Below are 22,967 nucleotides of genomic sequence, written 5' to 3' on the forward strand. Positions count from 1 at the left end.
AGTCGACACGGCTAGCGCGCGGTGGCGATCACGCTGATCGGCGGATCGCCGTGGCTGTACAGCGTGTCGACGACGATCTTCAGGCCGGGGTTGGCCCGGACGCGGTCGTACGCCCGAAGCTTGATCTGGTCGCGGTCGAAGTCGATTCGGTCCGGCTTGCCAGGCTGGAATCGCACCCAGGTCTCCTCGCCGATCATCGGCCCGGCGGTGCCGCGCAGCTTGACGTTGATCGACGCGACGAACGGCGCGGCGTCGTCGGGAAAGACGTTCACACGCACCGTGTACCGCGACGCGCGCGTGTTGCCGTGCGAGTCGACGTTCTGCAGGCCGAATTCGACGTGGGCGATCTCCCCGCGTGCGGTGATCGCGTTGGCGCCGGGTTTCCGGCCGAGTCCGAACATGCCAGGGACGCTAGGGCGTGACACGTCGAATCGCGATCATGTGTGCGACACAGTCGAGTACGTCGCCCGACATCGCTTGCAAGCCAGAACCGAATGCTCAGGTCGATTGCCGCCAAGCCCGAGCTGGTCGTGGAGTTTTCCGGTTGGCAGAGGGCAGGACCGCGGAGTTCAGCCGTGCGGTCGTCTGTCCACCCCGGTGCTGCGCTACGGGTGGGTGTCTGTCGCTCGCGGTCGCCCCTGGCCCGGGACGGCGCGTTCCGGCCCGGGCGACTCCATGATCATGGGAAAGATGTGGCTGCCCCGATAGCCACATCTTTCCCATGATCATGAGATCGAGCGGCATGGCGGCGGATTGTGCCGGAACGCGCCGCCGGCACGCCTCGGCGACGACGCCCTGCGCCCGAATTGTCGGCCTTGGTCGGGTTGATCAGTGGCTGTCGGGCCGCACTTCGAGGCCTTGTGCCAGAGGAACCAGAGGACTCCACGATCAGCCTCGATCAATCGTCGCCTATACGGTGATTTATCCGATAAATCGGGCACAAACGTGATGGCCATGGCGACGACGTGAGCCTCACGGCAGGCTTTCCGTGGTCAGCGCGCGGTGGTGGGCGTTCCAGTGCTAAGGGTCTGCGAGAGTGGGCGTCCCCGGTGTTGAGGGTCTGCGATGGTGGGCGTTCCCGGTGGTGGGGTTGAGCTTGCAGGGCTATCCGGTGCCGGTGGGCCTGTGGTGCCGGGGCTTGCTGCGTCGGCCGGCTCGCGGTGCCTGGTGAGCGGAGAAACAGTCTGCGGCTGGACGCTGGGGCGGGTTGCGCACCAGCCGGAAGGCCGCCGCCCGTGACGTCGCCGCCGCGAAGAGGAGCGGAGGCAGCGGGAGGTGGGAAGCGAAGAGGACGCGAACAGGGCGGCGCTACTGGGGAGGTTCCTCGCGCAGGGCGGCCAGCAGGAGAGCCTCGTATTCGCTGTCGACCAGCTCCGGGGACTGGAGGTTGCGCGGGGCGACCTCGACCTGGGACGGAGCCGGGAGGTCGTCGGAGCTGATGCCCAGCTCGGCCAGCTTGCGGGCGCTCACCAGCACCCGGGACTCCAGCGAGCCGACCGCCCGGTTGTACGAGGTCACGGCGCCGCTCAGCGCCGTGCCGACCTTTGCCAGGTGGTCGCCCATTGTGGACAGTCGCGCGTAGAGTTCACGGCCCGTGCGATGGACGGCCAGAGCGTTGTGCGCCAGTGACTCCTGCCGCCAGCCGTAGGCGATCGTGCGCAGCAGGGCCACCAGCGTCGCCGGGGTCGCGAGGACCACGTTGCGGGCGAACGCGTGCTCCAACAGCGCTGGGTCACGCTGCAGGGCGGCGTCGAGGAAGGTGTCCGCCGGCACGAACAGTACGACGAACTCCGGCGCCGGCTCGAACGCCGCCCAGTAGGCCTTGCCGGCCAGCGCGTCGACGTGCGCCCGCAGGTGCTTGGCGTGCTGCTTCAGCGCGGTGTTGCGCGCCGCCTCGTCACGGGCCTCCATCGCCGACAGGTAGCCCTCCAGCGGCGCCTTCGCGTCCACGACCACCTGACGTCCACCGTGCAGCCGCACCACGAGGTCGGGGCGCTGCGCGCCGCCGTCGGTCGCGGCGGTCACCTGCTCCTCGAAGTCGCAGTGCTCCAGCATGCCCGCGGCCTCGACGATCCGCCGGAGCTGGTGCTCACCCCACCGGCCGCGGACCTGGGGTGTGCGCAGCGCGCTGACGAGTTGCCGGGTCTCGGTGCGCAGCTCGCCGGAGACCTGGTGCATGGCGCGGACCTGCTCCCGCAGCGACTCGTAGGCACCGACCCGGTCCCGCTCGAGCTCGGCGACCCGTCGCTCGTAGCGCTGGAGCGTCTCGTGCAGCGGCGCGACGGCATCGGCGACCGCGTCCTGCGTCTGCGCCCGGGCCTCGAACGTCAGCGCGCGCAGCGAGCTCTCCAGTCTCGCCTCGCCGTCCCGCGTCGCCTGCAGGGTGGCCTCCAGCTTGGCCCGCTCGACCGCGGAGCGCGAGCGGGCGGCGAACCAGCCGAGGGCGGCACCGACGACAAGACCGACGAGGACGAGGAGGAGTTCCACGCTCATCAGCATGCCGTAGGGGTACGACAGAAACGGTACCGTCGAAGCATGAGTACCTGGATCGTCGTCGCCGTCGTCGTCGTCATCGCCGTCGGGCTGGTGGCCGTGGTCGGCAACGGGCGCAAGAAGCGGGCTGCACAGGAGCTCGCCGACGCTCGCGAGGACGCACTGCGCTGGTATGAGCGCCTCGGCGGGCAGGTGATGAATCTCTCCGGTGACGCGCCGGCGGTCAAGCAGGCTCTGGTCGACGCCGGGGAGCGGTACAACGCGGCCGGCTCGCAGCTCGAGCGGGCCACCTCCGCCAAGCAGTACGAGCTGGCCCGCGAGACCGCGCTGGAGGGCCTCGCCTACGTCCGTGCCGCCCGCGTGGCCATGGGCATCGATCCGGGACCGGACCTGCCGTCGCTGGCCGGTTCGCGGGCCGGGCAGATCACCAAGGAGCGCGAGGTCGACGTGCAGGGCCACACGTTCCGGGCCAGCCCGACGCCCGGCAACTCGACGCCCTACTACTACCCGGGCGGCCGGGTCGCCGGTCGTGGCGTCCCCGCCGGCTGGTATTCCGAGCCGTGGTGGAAGACCGCGCTGGTGGCAGGTGCCTGGGGTGTCGGCTCACTGCTCGTCTTCGACGCCCTGTTCAGTCCGGCGTGGGGCGACACCGGCTACGACGCCGGCTTTGGCCAGGGCTATGACCAGGGCCTCGACCAGGGCTTCGATCAGGGCAACGGCGCCGGCGGGGACTTCGGCGGCGACGGTGGTGACTACGGCTACGCGGGGTTCGGCGACGCAGGGGACTTCGGCGACTTCGGCGGGGACTTCTAGCGCCTGTCGCACAACCGGGGTCGGGCCGCGGCGGTCCCAGCCATGAAACAGGCGCTCAGTAGCGGTGTGTGCCCAGCGTCCCCCGCAGGGCACCCTCGGCGAGGGACAGGTCGGAGGCGGCCGCCCGGGCGAAGGGACTGCTGGCACCGAGGAGCTGGGCGTAGACCGACTGCGCCGCACGGTATTCGGTGATCGCCTCGTCCAGCCGGCCCAGGTCGTGGAGCACGCTGGCGAGCCGGTGCCGGGACACGGCGGTGTCGAGGTGGATCGGCCCGAGCAGCCGCAGCCGGCTGCCGAGGACGGCCCGGTGCTCGCCCTCGGCCTCGCCGAGCCGGCCGGCGTGGTGCAGGGCCGAGGCCAGCAGGCTGCGGCTCATCAGCGTGTCCCGGTGCTCGGGGCCCAGGAGCCGCGCGCGGGCCTGCATGACCGTGCTGTGCTCGTCGATGGCCCGGTCCAGCTCGCCCATGTCCTGATAGACCTTGGCGAGGTTGCTCCGGCTGATCAGCGTCTCCTGGTGGTTGGCGCCCAGGACGCGGGTGCGCGACTCGAGGACCCGCTGGTGCTCGGCCTCGGACCGGGTCAGGTCGCCGAGCTGGTGGTAGATCGTCGCCAGGTGGCTGCGGCTGGTCAGCGTGTCCGGGTGGCCCTCGCCGAGGATGCGCATGCGGGCGGTCAGCACCTCGTCGCACTCGACCAGCGCCTCGGCCAGCCGGTCGAGGTCGCGCAGCACGGTGGCGTGCTGGTCGCGGGCGGTCAGCGTGTCGGGGTGGTCCCAGCCGAGGGCGTGTGCGCGGGCGTCGACGATCTCACGGTACGCCGCCTCGGCCTCCTGTAGCTGGCCGCGCCAGTGTAGGTCGGTGGCGCGCTGCCAGGTCGCGGAGTCGTCGTAGACGTGGGGCGCGGGGGAGGGGCGGCGCCGCGGCTCGGGCGTCGGCCAGTCGACCGGGTCGGGCTCCGGCTGGTCGACCGGCTGCCCGTAGACGGTGGAGCTGGTCGCAAACGTGGGCACGCCGTAGTCGTCGAGGTGGCTCGGCTGCTGTGTGGGTATCGGCGGCGGGTGCTGGACGGGGCGGGTCGGGATGCGCACCGGCTGGGGCTCGAACGGCTCGTCGGGCTCCTCGACGAAGGAGACGATGTCGGGCACCTCGATCGGCGACTCGAGTGCCCGGCGGCGCAGCTCACGCTTGAGCGAGACGATCGCGTCGGAGATGCAGTCGGAGGGGTCGCCGAGCCGCCAGGCGACGGCCGCGACCGGCCGGTCGAGTAGCGTGCCGAGCTGCCGCACCGAGGACAGGATCGACTCGTCGGGTGCCGCGTTGACGATGACCAGAGCGGCCTGGAACGGCGCGGTGGGCCCGACCAGCAGCGCCTGGTAGGTGGCCTGCATCCGGGAGATGGAGAAGCCGGTGCCGGCCCGGACGTCGACGATGATGTGCAGCTCGGACATCGCGATCGGGCCGAGGAAGTAGCCGAACACCGGCTGGAGCTGCTGCCCCTGGCGCCCGGCCGCCTCGTAGAGCGCGGCGTTGGCGCCCTCGTGGTAGGCGATGGCCTGCGGCGCGTGGCCGCGGATGAGCTGGACGAACCGGTCGTAGGCGCCCTCCGCGTCGCCCTCCTGCTGGGCCTTGCCCGCGGACGCGAGCCGCTCCTCGCGATCGCCGGAGCGCACCACGACGGCACCGCCGGACAGCCCCGCGAGCCCGACGAGCACGCCGGCCGCGACCAGGGCGGCGGCACCGGCGGTGCTGCGGAACTGCACGGTCGTGAGAACACCCAGGCCGACCAGTGTGAACCCGACGAACACGACGGTGAATCGGGTCTGGCTACTCCATCGTCCGCCAGTCATCGGTCCTCTTCTGCGCGATGTTGCCATCACTGCGGGCGACAAGCCCAGATCCGTAGCGTGACGAGAATCTTCCCACGAACCAACCAGTCCACGATAGATCGACCGCGTGAACCTCGCCATTCATCCGCGGGCGGACTCAGAACTGTCAATTACCTGACAATCAAAGGAGTGAATCACGCCATTGTGTGTGCAGTTCGGCGTAATGCCCGCCGCCCCGGATGAGTGACGACGGCGGCCCGTCCTCCACGATCCGGCCGTCGCCGAGGACGAGCACCCGGTCGGCGATCTCCACCGTAGACAGCCGATGTGCGATCACCAGCGCCGTGCGTGACGCCAGGATCGTGCGCAGCGCCTCCTGCACCAGTCGCTCCGACGGGATGTCCAGCGACGAGGTCGCCTCGTCGAGGATCAGCACCGCCGGGTCGGCCAGGAACGCCCGGGCGAAGGCGACGAGCTGCCGCTGCCCAGCCGACAGACGGCCGCCGCGCTTCCGCACGTCGGTGTCGTAGCCGTCGGGCAGCGCGCGGATGAAGGCGTCCGCGCCGATCGCCGTGGCCGCGGCCTCGATCTCGGCACGTGACGCACCCGGGCGGCCGAAGCCGATGTTCGACGCCACGGTGCCGGAGAACAGGTAGTTCTCCTGCGTCACCATCACCACGGCCCGGCGCAGGTCGTCCTCGGTCAACGACCGCAGGTCGACGCCGTCGAGCAGGACCGCGCCGGACGTGGGGTCGTAGAAGCGCGCCACGAGCTTGGCGATCGTGGACTTTCCGGCGCCGGTCGCGCCGACCAGGGCGACCGTCTGCCCGGCCGGCACGTGCAGGTCCAGGCCGGGCAGCACCACGGACGAGGGGCGATACGCGAACGACACCCGGTCGAAGGTCAGCTCGCCGCGCGCCTCGGGCAACGGCACCGGCCGGGTGGGCTCGGGGACCGCGGGCGCCTCGTCGAGTACCGCTGCCAGCTTTTCCAACGCCGCGGTCGCGGACTGCAACGTGTTGTAGAACTGCGCCAGCTCCTGCATCGGCTCGTAGAACCGGCGCAGATAGAGCAGGAACGCGGCGAGGACCCCGACCTCGGTGTGGCCGTGCAGGACCCGCCAGCCGCCGTAAGTGAGCACGACGCCGATCGATACGTTGCCGATCACCTTGATGGCGGGCGAATAGATCGCGGCGAGCCGCTGCGCGGTCAGGCTGGCCTGCCGGTAGTCGTGGTTCACCACGGCGAAGATCTCGTCGTTGCGCCGCTCCCGGCGAAACGCCTGGACGGCGCGGACCCCGCCGAGCGACTCCACGAAGTGGATGATGACCAGCGCGATCGTCTCCCGCGTGCGGCGGTACGCGCGGGCACTCGCGCGCTGGAACCAGCGCGACAGCCACACCAGGAACGGGAACGACGCGAGCGTCACCAGCGCCAGCGGCGGGTCGAGCCACAGCAGGATCCCGGCGACCGAGAGCACCGAGAGCCCGGCGAGCACCAGGTCGTCGAGCGCGCCGTCGGTCAGCTCCGCGATGTTGTCGACGTCGCTGGTGAGCCGCGCGATGACCCGGCCCGAGGTGAACCGTTCGTGGAAGCCGATCGACAGCCGCTGCACGTGGTTGTACACGCGGGTGCGCAGGTCGAGCAGCACGGCGTTGCCGACCCGTCCGGACGTCGCCAGGAACCAGCGGCGGGCCAGGAACTCCGCCGCCGTGGCGACGCCGAAGAGCACCGCGACCTCGATGAGCACCGTCGGATCGCTCCGGCCGTCGGCGAGCGGCGGGATGCCGTGGTCGATGCCCAGCTTCACCAGATACGGCCCCGCCATCCCCGCGAAGTTCTGGGCGAGCAGCAGAAGAACAAGGACCAGGATCCGGCCACGGTACGGCCTGAGCAGTGACCCGAGCAGCCGCCGGCTGGCGACGCGCACGGTCGGGTCGGGCTCGTCGGTCGCGGTGCCGCGCCACCGCTGCACGTCAATGGCCACGCAGCACGTCCCGGTATCCGGCGTGGGACGCCATCAGCTCGGAGTGCGTGCCGACGGCGACGAGTCGCCCGTCCTGCAGCAGCGCCACCCGGTCGGCGAGGGCGATCGTCGACGGCCGGTGCACGACGAGCAGCGCGGTCGTGCCGGCGAGCACGGTGGACAGCGCCGACTCGACCAGGGCCTCGGTGTGCACGTCGAGCGCGGACAGCGGGTCGTCGAGGACCAGCACCTTGGGCCGGCCGACGACGGCGCGGGCGAGCGCCAGGCGCTGCCGCTGGCCGCCGGAGAGCGACAGTCCCTGCTCGCCGACGCGGGTATCGAGGCCCCACGGCAGGTCGTACGCGAACCGGGCCTGTGCGATCTCCAGCGCCTCGGCGATCTCCTCGTCGGTGGCGTCGGTGCGGCCGAGCGTCAGGTTTTCCCGGACACTCATCGAGAACAGCGTCGGGTCCTCGAACGCGGTGCCGACGATCCGGCGCAGCGAGTCGAGCGTCAGGTCGCGGATGTCGTGGCCGTCGATGGTGATCCGCCCGGCGTCGACGTCGTAGAGCCGCGGGACCAGCGAGACCAGCGTCGTCTTGCCGCTGCCGGTGAGCCCGACGACGGCGACGGTTTCGCCGGGCGCGACGTCGAGGTCGACACCGCGCAGGACGGGCCGCCCGGGCTCGTAGCCGAACTCGACGCCCTCGAAGCGCAGCCGGCCCTCCACCGTGGACACCACGCGGGCGCCGGGGCGGTCCACAATCGACGGTGGCGTGTCGAGAACCTCGTAAATCCGGACCGAGGCGCTCATCGCCTCCTGCGCGTTGGCGATGATCCAGCCGAGGAGGTCGATCGGCCACACCAGCATGACCTGCAGCGCGACGAAGGCGACCAGCGCGCCGATCGACAGCTCCCCCCGCGCGACCTGCACGGCGCCGACGACCAGTACGACCGCGAGCGTCACGTTGGGCACGAGGTCGAACTGCGACAGCGTCCGGGCGATCATCCGGGACTTGCCGACACCGAGGTCGTGGACCCGGCGGGCGCCCTCGGCGAACCGATCGCTCATGTGCTCGTGCCGGCCGAACGCGCGGATCACCCGGATGCCCTGCGCGGACTCCTCGATCCGGGTGGTCAGGTCGCCGAGCTCGTCCTGCAGCTCGCGGGAGGCGGCGAAGTATCGGCTGGTGAACCGTCGGCTGATGACGAACAGCGGGATCGCGCTGAGCGTGACGAACACGCCGAGCGGCCAGTACAGGTGGATCAGCAGGATCGAGACGGCGACATACGTGCCGAGGTTGAGCACGAAGAAGAACAGCCCGAACGCCAGGAACCGCCGGATCGTGGACAGGTCGGCGGTCGCCCGCGAGAGTAGCTGCCCGGACTGCCAGCGGTCGTGGAACTCGATCGGCAGGCGCTGCAGGTGCGCGTAGAGGTCCTGGCGGAGCTTCGCCTCGATGCCGACCGACGCCGCCGACTGCGCCCAGCGCCGGATGAAGCTCAGCAGCCCCTCGAACAGCCCGAGCGCGACCGCCAGGGCGCCCAGCAGCAGCAGCCCGCGGGTGTCGCCCCGCCGCACCGGCCCGTCGACCACCCGCTGGATGAGGATCGGGATGGCGAGGCCGGCGGCCGTGGCGGCGATGGCGGCGACCATCGACCATGCGGTCAGCGCGTAATAGGGCCGCAGGTAGACCCGCATGCGCCACAGCGCCCGCGCCTTCGCCGGCCGCCCTGTCTCTGTGGACACGACGACCGGCGGCATCAGTCCAAGCTACTTGGCGACTAGATCGACGCCAAGCCATATTCCGGCTGGGCGGCGGCCTCGAAGTCCAGCAGCCAGCGTTTCACCGGCAGGCCCCAGCGGAACCCGCCGAGGGTGCCGTCCAGGCGCAGCACCCGGTGGCAGGGCACGAACAGCGCGGCGGCGTTGCGTGCGCACGCCTGGGCGGCCGCGCGGACCGCCGCCGGGCGCCCGGCCCGGACCGCGAACTCGCTGTAGGTCACCGGCGCGCCGGCCGGCACCTCCCGCAGCACCTCCCAGGCGTGGTTGAGAAACTCCCCGCCACTGTGCTGCCGGACCGGCACCGCCTCGACGGCGGTCAGGTCACCGTCCAGATAGGACAGCACGGCCTTCGTCGCCGGTCCGACGTCGTCGCGTCGCTCGGCGGTCCCGGTCACCTTCGCCAGCCGGGTCAGCTCACCCACGTCGGTCGTCCAGCCGCTGGCTAGGACGGCGCCGTCGGCGTCGACGACGGTGGTGAACGGGCCGACCGGCGTGCGGGTCGTGGCGTAATACCTGGTCATTGCAGTCTCCAGAGTCGGATCACGGCGTACGAGCGCCAGGGGCGCCAGCGCTCGGCGTGTGCGGACAGGGCTCGTGGTTTGTCGGGCAGTCCGGCGGCGCGGGCACCGCGCAGCACACCCAGGTCGGTCGGCAGGAAGGCGTCGGGGTCGCCGAGGGCGCGCATCGCGGTGTACTGCGCGGTCCAGTCCCCGATGCCTGGCAGCGCCTTGAGCCGCTCGACCGTCTCGTCCCGGCCACCGCCGTCGAGGTCCAGCTCGCCGGCCGCGACCGCGGTGGCGAGGGCGCGCAGCGTCCGCCGGCGCGCGTCGGGCATGGCGAACGCCTCGTCCGGCAGCGCCAGCAGCTCCTCCGCCGTCGGGAACGCCTCGCCGACCAGCTTCCGCAGGACGGTCCGGGCCGCGGCCACGGAGATCTGCTGGCCGACGACCGCGCGGACGGCGATCTCGAAGCCGTCGGTCGCGCGGGGTACCCGTACGCCCTCTTCCTTTCCGACGATCGGGGCGAGCGCCGGGTCGGCGGCGAGCACCGCGTCGACGGCCGCCGGGTCGGCGTCGAGATCGAGCAGCCGCCGGCAGCGGGCCACGGCCGGCGCGAGGTCACGCAGGTCGGCGAGGTGGAGCGTGGCGGCGACGTGCCCCGCCTTCGGCAGCAGCGTCACCCGCCCGGTGCCGTGCGGCAGGCGCAGCACGCGGTGGTAGCCGTCGGCGTCGACCTCGTCGACGCCGACGACCGCGCGCACCTCGAGGAACGACAGCAGCGCCTCGGCGTGCAGCGGCGCGCGGAACGGCAGCCGCACGGAGACCACGCCCTCGTCGTGCTCGGGCAGGCTGCGGCGGGCCCGCAGGTCCGACGGCGTGCGGCCGTAGATCTCCCGGATCGTGTCGTTGAACTGCCGGACGCTGCCGAATCCGGCGGCGAACGCGATCTCGGCGAGCCCGAGCCGGGTGGTCTCGATGAGCACGCGAGCGGTCTGCGCCCGCTGGGCCCGGGCGAGCGACAGCGGCCCGGCGCCGACCTCGGCGGTGAGCATCCGGTGCAGGTGCCGCTCGGTGTACCCGAGCCGGCCGGCGAGCCCCGGCACCCCGTCGCGGTCGACCACGCCGTCGGCGATCAGCCGCATGGCCCGGCCGACGACGTCGCCACGGACGTCCCAGTCGGGGGAGCCGGGTGCCGCGTCGGGCCGGCAGCGCAGGCAGGCCCGGAAGCCCTCCCGCTGTGCGGCCGCCGCGGTGGGCAGGAACCGGACGTTCTCCGCCTTCGGCGTGATGGCGGGGCAGGACGGGCGGCAATAGATGCCGGTCGACCTGACGGCCGTGACGAAGACCCCGTCGAACCGGGCGTCACGGCTGGTCGCCGCCTTGCGGCAGGTGTCGAAGTCGAGTTCCACGCGCTCAATCCTGCCCCGCCCCGGCGGCTCCGGCTGGCGGTTTTCGGACACGACGGTCGGCGTCACTCAGATGTCGCCCGGACGCCGGCCGGCTCCGGGAGATGTCCGTTAGCGGACGCTTTGCTGGCACGTTTGTGGGAGTTCCCGGGGTGATCCGTTGTCTAGGTTGTTCTCACCAGCGAGCCGGAACCCCCTGATTTGGAGACAGCACCATGAGTGACTACGACACCGCCGACACCGCCGAGGCGGGCCAGGCCGGCACGGAGTACGGCGACCCCGAGGTCACCGTCTCCGAGGGTGCGGACGGCTCGGTCATCTACGCGGTCGACGAGAACCGTGACGGTGCGGCGGAGTCGGTCGTGTACGACCAGGACGGCGACGGCGTCGCCGAGGCGGTCGCGGTCGACACCGACGGCGACGGCAGCCTGGAGACCACGGTCGTAGACCTCAACAGCGACGGCGAGTTCGACGCCGTGTTCATCGACACCGACGGCGACGGCGCCCCGGACGTCGCGGCCCTGGACCGCAACGGCGACGGGCTGATCGACCGGGTCGTCGCCGACACCGACGGTGACGGCAAGGCGGACACCGACGTGCGTGACGACGACTTCGACGGGGTCGCCGACTCGGTGGTGCGGGACACCGACGGCGACGGTGACAAGGACGTCACGGTGACCGACAAGGACGGCGACGGCACGTTCGAGACCGTCACGTTCGAGGACCCGAGCACCAACCCGCTGGCTCAGGCCTGACATCCGGGGCCGGCGGGCAGTGGCCCGCCGGCCCCGTGTCCGCGTGGCCGGCGCCGCGACCCCGCGGGGAAGCGGCTGCGCGACATGCGGAACCCGGCGCGGGTGGACAGCCGTCAGCGCACCCGTGACGACAGCCAGCGCGCGCCGAAGTCGACCAGATCGCGCTGGCGCATGAGCCGGGCGGTGCCGGCGCCGACCGGTCCCGCCAGTTCCTTGCCGGTGATGGTCGCGAAGTCCGCCGCGATCAGCTCGAACAGCGACGTCTCGTCGGCGAGCTCGCGGTATTCGACCCAGCGCCGCTCGCCGTCGACGGTGATGGGCGAACCCTGGCGCAGGTACCGCTTCGGCACCTCCGCCCGGTACTCGGCCAGGTGCAGCGAGGTGTTGTTGTCGTGGCCGACGCCGAGCAGGAGCACCCAGGCGTCCAGCTCGTACAGCCGGGCGAGCGGCGACCCCTCGCCGAGCCCGTCGTCGAGCGTGTGCCCGGCGGTGATCCGCTCCGCCAGCGGCCCGAGCGCCGCGAACGACACCGTCGGGTGGTTGCTGCGCAGCACGCCCGGGAAGCGCCGGAAGCACTCGACGACGGCACCCATGAAGTACGTCGGCGTGACCTGCGGGTCGAACGGCGGCGTCTCCCGCCGGATGACGTCCCACCACGACTCGGGCACGGGCGGGTTGCCCCAGTCGGCGGGCTCGGTGAGCTGGCGCGAGTGGGTCGGCATGACGAGCGTGCCGTCCGGCCCGAGCGCGTCGAGCAACGCGAGCACCACGGCCTGCGCGCCGCCGGCGACCCAGCCGAGCCGCGACAGCGAGGAGTGGACGATCACCGTCGCGCCCCGCGGCAACCCGAGCTCGGCGAGCTGCCGGGAGATACCGCCGACGGTGCCCGGCGACGCCGCCCGTCGAACCGCGTCCGCTTCCACGTCGAGCCACCATACTGGGGGACGCCGCCGCCCCCCGCCGCCCCCCACCTTTGCCGATCTTGCACTTGTGGTGCCGGGACGCTCCCTGAATGCCCGGTTTGTCAGGCACCACAACTGCAAGATCGACGCGCGATGAGGCGGGGCGTCACGCGGCCACCGGCCCGGCCGCCGGGAGCGTGACGGAGCAGCTCACGGGAGCGCCGTTCGGGCATTGCGTAAGCTGACATGTCGTGGCACTCACCATCGGCATCGTCGGCCTGCCCAACGTGGGCAAGAGCACTCTGTTCAACGCCCTGACGAAGGGTGACGCGCTCGCCGCGAACTATCCGTTCGCGACCATCGAGCCCAACGTCGGCGTGGTCGGCCTGCCGGACGCCCGCCTGGCGCGGCTCGCCGAGCTGTACGACTCGCAGAAGATCGTCCCGGCGCCCGTGTCGTTCGTCGACATCGCCGGCCTCGTGCGGGGCGCCTCGAAGGGTCAGGGCCGCGGTAACGCCTTCCTCGCCAACATCCGTGACGCGTCGGCGATCTGCCAGGTGGTCCGGGCCTTCTCCGACCCCAACGTGGTCCACGTCGACGGCAAGATCTCGCCGTCCGACGACATCGAGACGATCAACACCGAGCTGATCCTCGCCGACCTCCAGACCATCGAAAAGGCGCTGCCCCGGCTGGAGAAGGAGGCCAAGGTCCGCAAGGACCGGGCGCCGGTGGCCGCCGCGGCGAAGGCCGCCGCCGAGCTGCTCAACGAGGGCACGACCCTCTACGGCGGCAGGTTCGACACGGCGGAGCTGGGCGAGCTGCACCTGCTGACCGCCAAGCCGTTCCTCTACGTGTTCAACGTCGACGAGGCCGGCCTGGCCGACGAGGCGTTCCTCGACGAGCTGCGCTCGCTCGTCGCCCCGGCCGAGGCCATCTTCCTCGACGCCAAGATCGAGTCGGAGCTCACCGACCTCGACGAGGAGGAGGCGCTGGAGCTGCTGGCGTCGATCGGCCAGCCGGAGCCGGGCCTGCACCAGTTGATCCGGGTCGGGTTCCGCACCCTGGGCCTGCAGACGTACCTGACGGCCGGCCCGAAGGAGACGCGGGCGTGGACGATCCCGATCGGTGCGACGGCCCCCGAGGCGGCGGGCGTGATCCACACCGACTTCCAGCGCGGCTTCATCAAGGCCGAGGTGGTCAGCTTCGAAGAGCTCATGGCGGCCGGCTCGCAGGCCGCCGCGAAGGCCGCCGGCAAGGTCCGCATCGAGGGCAAGGACTACGTCATGCAGGACGGCGACGTGGTCGAGTTTCGCTTCAACGTCTGAGAGGTCCGTCGATGCCGTGTCCCGGTCGAGCCACCGCCCGGCTGGGAAGCGGTGTCGGGCGCTCGGTCGCAGTTCGCCAGGTTTGTGGCAGGCAGGCCGGATTCGGTCCTTCTCGCACGTCGCTGCCGCTGCCCAAGGAAGCGGGTGGAACATCCTGGCCGGGATCAGGCGGCACCCGCGATGATGGTTTTGTACATGTCCTCGATGCGGGCGGCCAGCGTCACCTCGCCCGGGGACAAGTCCGCGGTGCCGGGGATGTGGAGGCGGATCTGGGTGCGGCCGTCCAGGCGGCGCACATCGGGACGCACCTGCAGGGCGTCCGCGACCACCTTCATTCGCTCTGTCAGTGCCGCGTGTTGGGAGTCGTCGAGATGGAGTGTCCGGCGGATCTCGCCGCCGTCGTGTGTCCAGCCTTGCAGCAACGCCAGTGCATCACTGAGATAGTCGCGGTGATCGTCGCTCCACCGGGCCCGCATGTCGACCTACCCTCCCTCGGCATCGTTGCCAGCTTGTGGCCGTTTCGAAGCCTGCCCGTCATCAAAGGTGTACGCAAGTCTGCCGAGCAGCCGGTGGATCTGTCCACGGCCACATTTCCCTCGTCTGGTGAACAACAGGGCAGAGCCCGACACCGAAACTTCATTTCGATCTGGCACCCTGGTTGCCCGTGCAGACCGAACGGCTGATGCCAAGGATCATCGTCGGCGCCGCGATCGTCTCCGACGGCCGCGTGTTGGCCTGCGAGCGCGCCCAGCCGCCCGAAATGGCCGGAAAATGGGAGTTTCCGGGTGGCAAGGTGGACCCTGGCGAAACCGAGGAGCAGGCCCTGGTCCGTGAGTGTCAGGAAGAGCTCGGGGTCGAGGTCAAGGTCGGCCGGCGTGTCGGTGCCGACATCTCGATGCTGAACGGCGGCGCGATCCTGCGGGTGTACCTCGCGACGCTCGTCAACGGGGCTCAGCCGGTACCGCTGGAGCACAGTGACCTGCGGTGGCTCTCTCACGACGAGTTGGACAGTGTGCCGTGGCTGCCCGCCGACGCGCCCATCGTGGCGGCGCTGGGGCCGTTGCTACCGTCGTCCGCGTGACCGTGACCTATTCCGAGGTCGGCGCGACCCGCGAAGGGCCGATGCCACCCGGCTACCTGCACGTGACGCGCCGGGTGCGGCTCGGGTCGGGGCCGGAGGTCTTCGCGGCCGCGAAGGTGGGCCTGGCGCATTGGCAACCGCAGCGCGGCGCCGGACTGCGCGTGCGCACCGACGCCGAGACCGCCGGGCCCGGGGTGGAGTTCGCGACCGGCATCGGGATCGGACCGCTGCGCCTGTGGGTGCCGTGCCTCATCGTGTGGCTGGTCGACGAGCCGGACCGTTACGGGTTCGGGTTCGGCACGCTGCCGGGGCACGTGGAGACCGGCGAGGAGTCGTTCCTGCTGTCGACGGACGGGGCCGGCGACGTGTGGTTCGACATCCGGGCGTTCAGCCGACCGGCGAAGTGGTGGGTGAAGCTCGGCAACCCTGTCGCCAAACTCGTCCAGTCGAAGGTCACGGACCGCTATGCCGCCGCGATGCGGCGAGGGCCTCTGCCGTAGCGGCAGAGGCCCTCGGATCGGACTGTGTCAGTGCCCGTGCGCGTCCCCGTCGGGAGCCGACGGGTGCTGGTAGCGCAGCTTCTCCGGCGGCAACGGGAACTCCTGGTCGTCACCGAACGGCGAGGCTGCCGCGGCACGGTCGAGGTAGAGCTCGGCGACCGTCAGCTTGCCGTCGGGGCCCACGGGAGCGGCCTGCGGCAGCGGGCCCTCCTGGTGCCAGCCCATGCTCGTGTCCGCGGTCGCCAGGTCCCCGGACCGGGTCGCCACGCTGGTCCCGGTCGCCGCGGGACGGCCGGCGGTGGGGTCGTCGAGCTGGTCACGGCGGAAGATCTTGCGCCCAAGCCAGGTCACGGGGTCGTACCTCCGATCGACAACACGTTCCTTCATGGGGATGATCGCATTGTCGGTGATTTTGATGTGCTCCGGACACACTTCGGTGCAGCACTTGGTGATGTTGCAGTAGCCGAGGCCCTGCTCCGCCTGTGCCATCTCCTTGCGGTCGGTGCGCGCGTCGAGCGGGTGCATGTCGAGCTCGGCGGCCCGGATGAAGAACCGCGGGCCGGAGAAGGCCTGCTTGTTCTCCTCGTGGTCGCGGATCACGTGGCACACGTTCTGGCACAGGTAGCACTCGATGCACTTGCGGAACTCCTGCGAGCGCTCCACGTCGACCTGCTGCATCCGGTACTCACCGGGCTCCAGGTCCTTCGGGGGCGCGAAGGCGGGCAGCTCGCGCGCCTTCTGGTAGTTGAAGTTCACGTTCGTGACCAGGTCACGGATCACCGGGAAGGTCCGCAGCGGGGTCACCGTGACCGTCTCGTTGTCGGCGAACGTCGACATCCGCGTCATGCAGCCCAGCCGTGGCTTGCCGTTGATCTCCATCGAGCACGAGCCGCACTTGCCCGCCTTGCAGTTCCAGCGTACGGCCAAGTCGGGCGTCTGGGTGGCCTGCAGCCGGTGGATGACGTCGAGCACGACCTCGCCGTCGTTGACCTCCACCTGGAAATCCTGCAGCGATCCGCCCGTGTCGTCGCCGCGCCAGACACGGAAGTGGCGCTTGGTGCCCATCACAGCTCCTCGTCGGTCATGTACTTGGCCAGTTCGCTCCGCTCGAACAGACCCTGGAGCTCGGGGCGCATCACCGGCAAGGGCTTGCGCTCCAGCCGGACGTCCTCGCCGTCGAGCGAGCAGACCAGGTTGACCCGACGCCAGTTCGGGTCCATCTTCGGGTGGTCCTCGCGGGTGTGTCCGCCCCGCGACTCGGTGCGCTCCAGCGCGGCCTTCGCGGTGCACTCGGAGACGACGAGCATGTTGCGCAGGTCGAGTGCGAGGTGCCAGCCCGGGTTGTACTTGCGGCCGCCGCCGACGCCGACCTTCTTGACCCGCTCCTTCAGCTCCGCGAGCCGGCCGATCGACTCCTGCAGCTCGCCCTCGCGGCGGATGATGCCGACGAGCGTGCCCATGATCTCCTGCAGCTCGTGGTGGAGGGTGTACGGGTTCTCGCCGCCCTCACCCCGCGTGAGCGGCGCCAGCGCCGTCTCCACCGCCGCGTCGACCGCCGCCGCGCTCGGCCTGCGCCGGCCCGTCTCGGTCGCGTAGTTCGCCGCGAACTCGCCCGCCCGCTTGCCGAACACCAGCAGGTCGGACAGCGAGTTGCCGCCGAGCCGGTTGGAGCCGTGCATACCGCCGGACACCTCGCCGGCCGCGAACAGGCCCGAGACCGCCGCCGCCGTGGAGTCGGCGTCGACCTCGACGCCACCCATCACGTAGTGGCAGGTCGGCCCGACCTCCATCGGCTGCTTCGTGATGTCGACGTCCGCCAGCTCCTTGAACTGGTGGTACATCGAGGGCAGCCGCTTGCGGACCTGCTCGGCCGGCAGACGGCTCGCGATGTCCAGGAGCACGCCGCCCGCCTGGGTGCCCCGGCCGGCCTTGACCTCGCTGTTGATCGCGCGGGCAACCTCGTCACGGGGCAGCAGCTCCGGCGGGCGCCGGTTGTTGTCCGGGTCGGAGTACCAGCGGTCCGCCTCCTCCTCGGTTTCCGCGTACTGCTTGCGGAAGACGTCGGGGACGTACCTGAACATGAACCGCTTGCCGTCGGTGTTGCGCAGCACGCCACCGTCACCACGCACCGACTCGGTCACGAGGATGCCCTTGACGGACGGCGGCCAGACCATGCCGGTCGGATGGAACTGGAGGAACTCCATGTTGATGAGCGTCGCACCGGCGCGCAGGGCCAGCGCGTGGCCGTCGCCGGTGTACTCCCAGGAGTTCGAGGTCACCTTGTACGACTTGCCGACACCACCGGTCGCCAGGACGATCGCCGACGTCTCGAAGAGCACGAACTCGCCGGTCTCGCGGTAGTACCCGAACGCACCCGAGATCGCGTCGTTCTCGACGAACAGCTCGGTGATCGTGCACTCCTGGAAGACCCGGATGCGGGCCTCGTAGTCGCCGTGCTCGGCGAAGTCCTCCTGCTGCAGCGAGACGATCTTCTGCTGCAGCGTGCGGATCAGCTCCAGGCCGGTGCGGTCGCCGACGTGCGCGAGGCGAGGGTACTCGTGGCCGCCGAAGTTCCGCTGGCTGATCTTGCCGTCCTTGGTGCGGTCGAACAGCGCGCCGTAGGTCTCCAGCTCCCAGATGCGGTCCGGGGCCTCCTTGGCGTGCAGCTCGGCCATGCGGAAGTTGTTGAGGAACTTGCCGCCGCGCATGGTGTCGCGGAAGTGGACCTGCCAGTTGTCGTTGGCGTTGACGTTGCCCATCGCCGCGGCGGCGCCGCCCTCGGCCATGACGGTGTGCGCCTTGCCGAACAGCGACTTGGAGATGATGGCGGTCTTCTTGCCCGCGAGCCTTGCCTCGATCGCGGCCCGCAGGCCGGCGCCGCCGGCGCCGATCACCACGACGTCGTAGGTGTGTCGTTCGATGTTCGTCATCGGGGGCTTCCTAGTTGAAAATGCGGAGGTCGGTGAACAAGCCGGCCGACACGGCCATGATGTAAGCGTCGGTCAGGATGACCGTGAACAGCGAGGTCATCGCGAACGTGCCGTGGCGGGTGTTCAGCTTCGAGATCAGCGTCCACAGGTGGTACCGCACCGGGTGCTTCGAGAAGTGCTTGAGGCGCCCGCCCATGACGTGACGGCACGCGTGGCAGGATGCCGTGTAGCCGGCGAGCGCGATCACGTTGACCACGATGATCAGCGAGCCCAGGCCGATGCCGAACCCGCCGTCGGCGCCCTTGAACGCGTGCAGGGCGTCCCAGATGTTGATCAGCAGGATGGCCGCGGCCAAGTAGAAGAAGTACCGGTGCGAGTTCATAAAGATGAGCGGGAAGCGGGTCTCACCGCTGTACTTCTTGTGGGGCTCCTGCACGGCACACGCCTGCGGCGACATCCACAGCGAGCGGTAGCCGCTCTTGCGGTAGTAGTAGCAGGTCACCCGGAATCCGGCGACGATCGGGAACGCGGCCAGACCGAGCGGGAGCCAGACGGGGAACTCCCCGAACGGCGTGCCGAAGTGTGACGACCCAGCAACGCAGGAGTCGCTCAGACACGGTGAGTACAACGGTGTCAGGTAGCCATACGGCTGAACGAAGTACCACTTGGCCATGAAAATGCGGATCGTCGAGTAGACGATGAAGAACAGCAGAATGGCCGCGATGGACAACGGCGAGGCCCGCCACCCGTCCGTCCGCAACGTTTTGGCGCTGATCGCGGCGCGGGGCCCCGCGCCAAAGGCTGACCGGGGCCTGGCCGGCGTGGTCGTCATGGTGACTGCTCCCTGGACGGGCTGGGGTCTAGTGGAAGAGTTCTCCGATGTACCGATCTGTAGTCGGTGCACACGTTACGCCCGATCACCGCAGCGTCGTGCGTTGGGAGTCTGGCGTGTGTCGGCTCGATGACGAAAGGCCTTCCGGATTTTCGGTCGTCCGTTGTGGAGAACTTCACTCCAGCATCAGGGGACACACCGCCGGACCGAACTCTTGTGCGATGACTCCGCACTCTTGTGCGATGACTCCGCGCCTGTTGCCCGGGCCGGTTCAGCGCCCGTTGCCGGGTCCGTGTCCCGCGCCGACTGTCTGGCCGCTGCAAGGCATTCCGACTGGATGCAGACGGCCTGGTGACGGGTGCTTTGGTGCTGGTCAGGGCCGGTTCGGGTGCGTCCGCCACCGCTCGCCCAGCGCGCCGAGCCCCGCGGGGCCTTCGGCGCAGGCCACCGCGAGGCGCACCCTGCCGAGCAGTGCGCCTCCGTCCCGGGCCCCGTTCCGGCGGTCAGCCGGAGGCGCCCCCGGTGTAGTTCCACGACGCGAGCCGCAACGCGGGCGCGATGAAGCCGGCTTCGCTCCACGGACCCGGCAGTTCGACGGCGCGCGTGCCGATGCCCAGCACCGCGCCCGGAGCGAGCGCCTGCGGATAGGACTGGGTGAACCGGAAGTTCCGCACCGGGGTCGTGATCACGCCGTTTTCGATGAGCCAGACGCCGTTGCGGGTCAGCCCGGTCACCACCAGCGTCCGCGGGTCGAGCACCCGCGTGTAGTGGTTGTCGGTCACCAGCAACCCGCGCTCGACCCCGGCGACGAGCGCGGAGACGCTCGAGTCGGCGGCCGGCCCGTCGACCTCTGTCGGCGCAGGCCCGTCGGCCGGCAGCAGCCGCATGCTCGACGGCACCGCGCCGAAGCTAGCCCCGCCCGGGATGGCATGCCCCGTCGACTCCGCGCCACCGCCGGCGCGTGCCGCGGTCCGCCGGTCGTGGACCACCGCGCTCGACGTCCCGCCGTCGACCAGCACGACCCGCCGTCGTGGCGTGCCCTCGATGTCGAGCGGCAGTGCCGTCGAGTCGGGTGCCGTGACGTCCTCGACCACCGTCACCGAACGGTCGAACTGCGCCTTGCCCAGCTCCAGGAACGACTGCCGGTCGAGCACCATCTTCGCGTTGAACCCGTACACCCCCAGCATCTGCAGCACATCGGCGACCGCCGTCGGCTCCAGCACCACCTCGTAGCGCCCCGGTGGCAGTTCCACCGGGTCGGCACCCGCCCGCGCCTTCGCCGCAGCCCGCGCACCGAGGACCGCGCCGTCGATGTCGGCGAGCCGCACCGACGCCAGCCGGGCCAGCCCGTCCGAGGTCCCGGTCCGGGCGATACCGTCCATCGCCGCGCTCGTCTTCGCACCGCTCACGTGCTGGCCCGCCGAGTTCGCGTAGACGATCCGCGTCGCAGCGGTGCGGCAGTAGCCGGCCGCATCCATCCCGGCGGCCTGGTCGACGAACGCACGAACCCGGGCCGCCCGCTCGTCCGGCGACGCCGTGGCCGTTTCCTCATCGACGTTGCCGCCGAACGTCGACGGCGTCGACGGGGTCAACCCGGGCCACGTCGGGTCGGCCGGCGCCTGGCGCATCGAGGCCAGCGTTCGCCGGACCAGATCATCGAGACCCTCCAGCACCGTCGTCGCGGTCGTCGCGGTCCGACCGTCGGCGTGGAGCCGCAACCTGATCGTCGTGGTCTCGTCGGTCACGTTCTGGTGGATGTACGAGTTGGCGAACCGGGTCAGCGCCAGCTCCGCGCGCTCGACCACGACCTCGGCCTCGACACCGCTGTCGACCAGCTCCAGTACCCGCTGCGCCAGGTCGGTCTCCGACACCGTCGCGCTCATCCCCGCACCCCCACCCGCACGTTGGTGAACCGGGCCGCCGCGGCCGGGTGCCCGGTGTGCCCGATCTGGCCCGGCTGGCCCTTGCCGCAGTTGGGCGTGCCCCACGCCGTCACGTCCGACGACAACATGTCCATCGAACCCCAGAACCGGGGGCCGATGCCGGTATACGTCGGGTTGCGCAGCATCCGGCCGAGCTTGCCGTTCTTGATCTCCCAGCCGATCTCGCAGCCGAACTGGAAGTTGAGCCGCTTGTCGTCGATCGACCAGGACCGGTTGATGTCCATCAGCACGCCGTCGTCGGTGGCCGCGATCATCTCTTCGAGTGTGTGCGGCCCGGGAGCCAGCCCGACGTTGGTCATCCGCACCATCGGCAGGCGCGCCCAGCCGTCGGCCCGCACACTGCCCGCGTAGTCCAGCCCGGCGACCGCCGCCGAGTCACGCCCGGCCAGCGTGCCGACCCAGATCCCGTCCCGGACCGCGAACCGGCGCTCGGCAGGCGTCCCCTCGTCGTCGTATCCGAACGAGCCCAGGGCACCCGGGATCGTCGGGTCGATGGTGATGTTCATGAGCTCTGACCCGTACCGAAGCTGATTGAGCTTCGGAAGCTCCAGCCATGACGTCCCCGCGAACGCCGCCTCCCAGCCGAGGATCCGGTCCAGCTCGATCGCGTGCCCCACCGACTCGTGGATCTGCAGCGCCATCTGCTCGCTGCCCAGGATCAGCGTCGTCTCGCCGGCCGGGCAGTGCGGCGCGCTGAGCAGCTCCCGCGCCTCTTCGGCGATCCGCGCGGCGTGCGCCCGCAGGTCCAGCTCGTCGACCAGCTCCCAGCCACGTGTGCCGTATTGCCCTCGATACGACGGATAGGACCGGCGCTGCGTCTCGCCGTCGCCGATCACCGTCGCCGAGATGCCCGCGCCCGACTCTCTGATGTGCTGGTCGATCCGATGCCCCTGCGAAGACACGAACCACTTCCGCGTGTCCCAGATCTGGTAGAGCCCTTCGGCGATGTCAGCGCCCGCCTTGTGCGACTGCGCCGTCGCGCTCGTCAGCAGGTCGCCCTTCGTCGACAGCGCCACGCCCAGCGGGTCGACCTCGCAGGCGCTCGCCCACGAGTCCGTCCGCGCCTCGATCTCGACCAGATCGACCGGCGGCCCCGGCACTCTCACGGAAGCCCGCGCGATCGCCGTCGCCCGCTCACCGGCCTGTCTGGCGGCATCCCGCCCCAGATCGGGAACGGCGAAGAACCCCCAGCTCGAACCGATCAACGCGCGCACACCGACGCCGGCGTCCTCGTCCTGGCTGAGCTCCTCGATCTCCCCGTTTCTGGCGGTCATCGACTCGGAACGCCGGTGCATCACACGCGCGTCGGCATATCGCGCCCCGGCAGCCAGTGCAGCCTCGACCGCCGCGGTCGCCACGTCGAAGTGGGTCATGGTTGGACAGTACCGAGAGGGTGTGACATTTTGGGCGTACACAACCCTCGGTGCGTCGGGTGGCTACCCGATAAGGTTGTTGATCTGCCGGGCGAGGGTGATGTCCTTGTCCGTCACGCCGCCCGCCGAGTGCGTCGACAGCCGGAAGGTGACGGTCCGCCAGCGGATGTCGATGTCCGGGTGGTGATCCGCCTGCTCAGCCACGTGCGCGACCTCGGCGACGAGCCGGATCCCGTCCAGGAAAGCGGGCGCGGTGACCGACCGCTCAATCCCGTCGGTGCCGCCGGACCACCCGGCAAGGTGAGCCAGCGCGGTCGCGACCTCATCACTGCCGAGCACGTCAGTCATACGAGCACGCTACCGTGCGGATGGCCATGCCGCCGCTCGCCCTGGGGGTGATCACGCAAGGCCCGCGCGGTCATGCCATGTCGCACTCCGGAACGCTGACGCACAGTGGTGCGGGCGGGTGTCTGCCGCTCGCGGTCCCCGCTGGCGCCGGGACGGCGCGTTCCGGGTCGGACGACTCCATGATCATGC

General features: G+C 70.6%; 20 protein-coding genes. 5 read left to right on the top strand and 15 right to left on the bottom strand.

Annotated features, from left to right (window positions below; translation table 11 throughout):
• Nucleotides 1–11: 11 nt before the first annotated feature.
• Complete coding sequence (locus Drose_RS04890; RefSeq protein WP_260726973.1) at nt 12–401, bottom strand: hypothetical protein; 390 nt, start codon at nt 399–401, stop codon at nt 12–14.
• 907 nt (nt 402–1,308) lie between these two features.
• Nucleotides 1,309–2,493: a DNA recombination protein RmuC gene (locus Drose_RS04895; protein ID WP_390891323.1), complete on the bottom strand. Its 1,185-nt coding sequence runs from the start codon at nt 2,491–2,493 to the stop codon at nt 1,309–1,311.
• 42 nt (nt 2,494–2,535) lie between these two features.
• Between Drose_RS04895 and Drose_RS04900 the strand changes: the two genes are divergently transcribed.
• The gene (locus Drose_RS04900; RefSeq protein ID WP_260726975.1) at nt 2,536–3,306 is read left to right on the top strand and encodes a hypothetical protein; all 771 of its coding nucleotides are present in this window, start codon (nt 2,536–2,538) and stop codon (nt 3,304–3,306) included.
• A 55-nt stretch (nt 3,307–3,361) separates the two neighbouring features.
• Here Drose_RS04900 and Drose_RS04905 read toward each other — a convergent pair whose 3' ends face one another.
• The 5 genes from Drose_RS04905 to Drose_RS04925 all read right to left on the bottom strand — a co-directional run bounded on the left by Drose_RS04905 (nt 3,362) and on the right by Drose_RS04925 (nt 10,792).
• Nucleotides 3,362–5,152: a tetratricopeptide repeat protein gene (locus tag Drose_RS04905; RefSeq protein WP_260726976.1), complete on the bottom strand. Its 1,791-nt coding sequence runs from the start codon at nt 5,150–5,152 to the stop codon at nt 3,362–3,364.
• 160 nt (nt 5,153–5,312) lie between these two features.
• Complete coding sequence (locus Drose_RS04910) at nt 5,313–7,118, bottom strand: ABC transporter ATP-binding protein (protein WP_260726977.1); 1,806 nt, start codon at nt 7,116–7,118, stop codon at nt 5,313–5,315.
• Nucleotides 7,108–8,862 carry an ABC transporter ATP-binding protein gene (locus Drose_RS04915; protein WP_260726978.1) on the bottom strand — a complete coding sequence of 585 codons (1,755 nt, stop codon included), beginning with the start codon at nt 8,860–8,862 and terminating at the stop codon, nt 7,108–7,110. The genes Drose_RS04910 and Drose_RS04915 overlap by 11 nt, the downstream gene beginning before the upstream one ends.
• A gap of 20 nt (nt 8,863–8,882) precedes the next feature.
• Nucleotides 8,883–9,404, bottom strand: a complete 522-nt coding sequence (locus tag Drose_RS04920; protein ID WP_260726979.1) for a methylated-DNA--[protein]-cysteine S-methyltransferase — start codon at nt 9,402–9,404, stop codon at nt 8,883–8,885.
• Nucleotides 9,401–10,792, bottom strand: a complete 1,392-nt coding sequence (locus Drose_RS04925; RefSeq protein WP_260726980.1) for a DNA-3-methyladenine glycosylase 2 family protein — start codon at nt 10,790–10,792, stop codon at nt 9,401–9,403. Before Drose_RS04925 ends, Drose_RS04920 begins: the two co-directional genes overlap by 4 nt.
• A gap of 212 nt (nt 10,793–11,004) precedes the next feature.
• On the opposite strand from Drose_RS04925, the gene Drose_RS04930 reads away from it, so the two are divergent.
• Nucleotides 11,005–11,544: a hypothetical protein gene (locus Drose_RS04930; RefSeq protein ID WP_260726981.1), complete on the top strand. Its 540-nt coding sequence runs from the start codon at nt 11,005–11,007 to the stop codon at nt 11,542–11,544.
• A 113-nt stretch (nt 11,545–11,657) separates the two neighbouring features.
• On the opposite strand, the gene Drose_RS04935 is transcribed toward Drose_RS04930, so the two are convergent.
• Nucleotides 11,658–12,467, bottom strand: a complete 810-nt coding sequence (locus Drose_RS04935) for an aminoglycoside N(3)-acetyltransferase (RefSeq protein ID WP_260726982.1) — start codon at nt 12,465–12,467, stop codon at nt 11,658–11,660.
• Between the two features lie 230 nt (nt 12,468–12,697).
• Between Drose_RS04935 and ychF the strand changes: the two genes are divergently transcribed.
• Nucleotides 12,698–13,771, top strand: coding sequence for a redox-regulated ATPase YchF (gene ychF / locus Drose_RS04940; protein ID WP_260726983.1), 1,074 nt, complete (start codon nt 12,698–12,700; stop codon nt 13,769–13,771).
• A 164-nt stretch (nt 13,772–13,935) separates the two neighbouring features.
• Here ychF and Drose_RS04945 read toward each other — a convergent pair whose 3' ends face one another.
• A complete protein-coding gene (locus tag Drose_RS04945; protein WP_260726984.1) occupies nt 13,936–14,247 on the bottom strand; it encodes a 4a-hydroxytetrahydrobiopterin dehydratase in 312 nt (103 codons plus the stop codon).
• Nucleotides 14,248–14,453: 206 nt separating this feature from the next.
• Here Drose_RS04945 and Drose_RS04950 point away from each other — a divergent pair, with 206 nt between their 5' ends.
• Entirely contained in the window at nt 14,454–14,852 is a 399-nt protein-coding gene (locus Drose_RS04950) for a (deoxy)nucleoside triphosphate pyrophosphohydrolase (RefSeq protein ID WP_260729612.1), read from the top strand.
• Nucleotides 14,849–15,352, top strand: coding sequence for a DUF1990 family protein (locus tag Drose_RS04955; protein WP_260726985.1), 504 nt, complete (start codon nt 14,849–14,851; stop codon nt 15,350–15,352). The genes Drose_RS04950 and Drose_RS04955 overlap by 4 nt, the downstream gene beginning before the upstream one ends.
• A gap of 27 nt (nt 15,353–15,379) precedes the next feature.
• Here the strand turns inward: Drose_RS04955 and Drose_RS04960 are convergent, their stop codons facing one another.
• From Drose_RS04960 to Drose_RS04985, 6 genes are all read right to left on the bottom strand, one after another.
• A complete protein-coding gene (locus Drose_RS04960; RefSeq protein ID WP_260726986.1) occupies nt 15,380–16,417 on the bottom strand; it encodes a succinate dehydrogenase/fumarate reductase iron-sulfur subunit in 1,038 nt (345 codons plus the stop codon).
• A complete protein-coding gene (locus Drose_RS04965; protein ID WP_260726987.1) occupies nt 16,417–18,282 on the bottom strand; it encodes a fumarate reductase/succinate dehydrogenase flavoprotein subunit in 1,866 nt (621 codons plus the stop codon). The genes Drose_RS04960 and Drose_RS04965 overlap by 1 nt, the downstream gene beginning before the upstream one ends.
• 10 nt (nt 18,283–18,292) lie before the next feature.
• A complete protein-coding gene (locus Drose_RS04970) occupies nt 18,293–19,114 on the bottom strand; it encodes a hypothetical protein (protein WP_260726988.1) in 822 nt (273 codons plus the stop codon).
• A 503-nt stretch (nt 19,115–19,617) separates the two neighbouring features.
• Entirely contained in the window at nt 19,618–20,997 is a 1,380-nt protein-coding gene (locus Drose_RS04975) for a TldD/PmbA family protein (RefSeq protein ID WP_260726989.1), read from the bottom strand.
• Complete coding sequence (locus Drose_RS04980; RefSeq protein ID WP_260726990.1) at nt 20,994–22,430, bottom strand: TldD/PmbA family protein; 1,437 nt, start codon at nt 22,428–22,430, stop codon at nt 20,994–20,996. Before Drose_RS04980 ends, Drose_RS04975 begins: the two co-directional genes overlap by 4 nt.
• A 63-nt stretch (nt 22,431–22,493) precedes the next feature.
• Nucleotides 22,494–22,778, bottom strand: coding sequence for a 4a-hydroxytetrahydrobiopterin dehydratase (locus tag Drose_RS04985; protein WP_260726991.1), 285 nt, complete (start codon nt 22,776–22,778; stop codon nt 22,494–22,496).
• Between the last annotated feature and the right edge of the window lie 189 nt (nt 22,779–22,967).

It is taken from the genome of Dactylosporangium roseum (assembly GCF_025264685.1).
Classification (GTDB): domain Bacteria; phylum Actinomycetota; class Actinomycetes; order Mycobacteriales; family Micromonosporaceae; genus Dactylosporangium; species Dactylosporangium roseum.